This window comes from Okeania sp. SIO2F4 (assembly GCF_010672385.1).
Classification (GTDB): Bacteria; Cyanobacteriota; Cyanobacteriia; order Cyanobacteriales; family Microcoleaceae; genus Trichodesmium.
The window spans coordinates 1-2,494 of sequence record NZ_JAAHGT010001182.1 but is presented as its reverse complement, the minus strand read 5'-3'; the positions used below and the strand labels follow the sequence as shown (position 1 = coordinate 2,494).

The 2,494-nt window shown below is 33.1% G+C and carries 2 protein-coding genes and 2 pseudogenes; 1 reads left to right on the top strand and 3 read right to left on the bottom strand.

Features of this window, described 5'->3' with window-relative positions:
• Positions 1-315 precede the first annotated feature (315 nt).
• The gene (locus F6K22_RS38625; RefSeq protein WP_293110207.1) at positions 316-465 is read right to left on the bottom strand and encodes a hypothetical protein; all 150 of its coding nucleotides are present in this window, start codon (positions 463-465) and stop codon (positions 316-318) included.
• Positions 466-623: 158 nt separating this feature from the next.
• Here F6K22_RS38625 and F6K22_RS38620 point away from each other — a divergent pair.
• Positions 624-1,472 (top strand): annotated as a pseudogene (locus F6K22_RS38620) (DNA-methyltransferase).
• A gap of 12 nt (positions 1,473-1,484) precedes the next feature.
• Here F6K22_RS38620 and F6K22_RS38615 read toward each other — a convergent pair.
• Positions 1,485-2,087: pseudogene (locus F6K22_RS38615) on the bottom strand (ScaI family restriction endonuclease).
• Positions 2,088-2,309 (bottom strand): helix-turn-helix domain-containing protein, encoded by a 222-nt coding sequence (locus F6K22_RS38610; protein WP_363275368.1) that lies wholly within the window; start codon positions 2,307-2,309, stop codon positions 2,088-2,090.
• Between the last annotated feature and the right edge of the window lie 185 nt (positions 2,310-2,494).

The following is a 2,494-nucleotide window of genomic DNA, read 5'->3' as shown; positions in this document are numbered from 1 at the left end:
TTTCCTTAAACGTCGTTTTTCCGAAATCATTATTAGTCCTAGTTAAGTGTTATTTAGGGATGTTGTATGCAACATCCCTATGAAATAATAATGACAATAACATTTGTGTCTAATAGATAAAGCACTCTTGTTTATTCAGGGTTATTTCAGTTATCAGTTATCAGTATCTCAATAGAATAGGGAGGTTTAAGACCTCATTTTCTAGTCGAAAACTCCTTCTAATTTATCATCTAATTCCGCTGAAATTCCATCTTCATCTATTAATATAGGAGCGTCGGCACAACTGCCCCAAGTTCGGTAAAAAAAGTCTGGAGGCTATCCTTGATGTCTGGGCATTTTTTCTTCTGTAGCAGGTTGGAATATTGCTAATACTTCTAATTCGCTGTTTTTTAATATTGCTGGCATCTGCACTTTTAAAATGCCCTCTTCGCCTATATGGACTTTTTTTAAGTGAATATTTTGCATTTGGATTGAAAGTTGTCTGGTTCATTGTTTTATTTTACCTTACAGCAGTTTTCATTTCAGTAGATCACCGTAGGGATGTTGCATACAACGTCCCTACAGGTTTATCATTTTTTACATGGCTTATTGGCCTGAAAACTGTTGTAATCTTAAAATTAATCATGTTAGTAAATGAAATTAATCTAGTCTTAGGCAAACCTTATTTCCAAACTAATAGCTGTCTAATTTATCAACTTGATTGCTTAGATGCAATGATAAAAATTCCAGATGATCTTATTAATTTAACAGTAACTAGCCCTCCATATAATATTGGGAAAGACTATGAGAAAAATTTGCCAATTGAGGAATATTTATCTTGGTGCAATATGTGGTTATCAGAGATTTATAGAATTACTTTAAGTACAGGAGCTTTTTGGTTAAACTTGGGATATTTATCTATTCCCGATCGTGCTAAAGCTATTCCTATTCCTTATTTAATTTGGGATGAAATTACTTTTTATTTAATTCAATAAATTGTTTGGAATTATGGTGCAGGAGTAGCAGGTAAAAAGTTCTTTTCTCCCAGAAATGAAAAGTTTCTTTGGTATGTGAAAAATCCCGATAAGTATACGTTTAATTTGGATGAAGTGCGCGACAAAAATGTTAAATATCCTCATCATAAAAAAAACGGTAAATTAAAAGTTAATCCCAAAGGAAAAAATCCTACTGATGTTTGGCAGTTTCCTAAAGTTACTTCTGGTAAAAATCGAGCTGCAAAAGAAAGAACTCCTCATCCAGCTCAATTTCCAATTGCTGTAATTTCTAGAATAATTCAAGCTTGCTCAAATTCCAATGAAATTATTTTTGATCCGTTTCTCGGTTCCGGTACTACAGCAGTAGTTGCTTTAAGTTTAAAAAGACAGTTTATTGGGTTTGAAATTAGAGCAGATTATTGTGAAATTGCTGCTAATAGAGTTGAGAATTTTTTGACAGAAAAACAAGTTGATGCCAAACAATTATCCTTATTTTAAATTTTTGATTTATCAAGGTAATTCTAATAACTTGTAACGTTCTACATCTAAACTTAATTTTGCTTGTTGTCCTGTAGCAGCTACTTGACCCTGCCAATCATCTTGATCTAACCAACCAAACCTTACCAAAGTAATTTTTGGTCTTTCTGAAGCAGGGTTATTTCTATTACATTTCTCAAAATTAATTGCTAAACAGTAACCGGATTTACTTTTTTTTAATCTACTGTTAGTAGTGCTTTTTTGAGCATAACTACGATTGCCATATATACTACGCTTACTTGAGGAAGTTTTCATCTCAATTGAGTAATATTCATTAGTAATACAAACAATATCTTTTTCATTATTATTTTCTTCTCTTCGCCAGATATTAGGATATTTTCTAGCTAGTTCTAAAGGAACAAGTTCATGTAAAAAGTATCCCATAATCTGAGGACGAGGAAATCAATCTACTCCTATTTTATAGGCAGAACTTGTAATATTAGATTCAAAAATTTCACGCCAAACTTGATTAATCAATTCACAGATTTCATTAGAATTGAGAGGGTGTTGTTTGATAAGTTCTAGTGTTTTTGCCTTCCACGCTTCTACAGGAAGTCCTGCATAAGGTGATAGCATTTATTGAATACCCTCTAACAATTTACTTGGTGTTACTTCTAAAGCTCTAGCTAAACGTAGAATATTCAGAAGTGCAACATTTCTTTCTCCCCGCTCAATACCACCGATATAGTTTCGGTGTAATCCTGCTAGTTCAGCTAACTTCTCTTGAGAAAGTCCTTTTGCCTGTCGCAATTTTCGCACTTGCTGACCAAACATTTTTAACTCAATATATTCTGACACTATTATATCATGTCCGCTTAATTAGTGATAAAAAAACTTTCTTCTCCTTGTGCTCCTGATCTCACGGGGTGACAAGCTAGTTGAAAGCTATATATAGAGACGAATTTGCGTTCGGGAACTGAAGAATACTTCAACTAAAATCAAACTCTTATTGAGAATGAATGAGGTGTAGTGCGTTAGAAGAG

Bases quoted from the DNA above. Each gene is read 5' to 3' on its own strand.
- F6K22_RS38625 (WP_293110207.1), bottom strand. From the start codon at position 465: ATGCAAAATATTCACTTAAAAAAAGTCCATATAGGCGAAGAGGGCATT.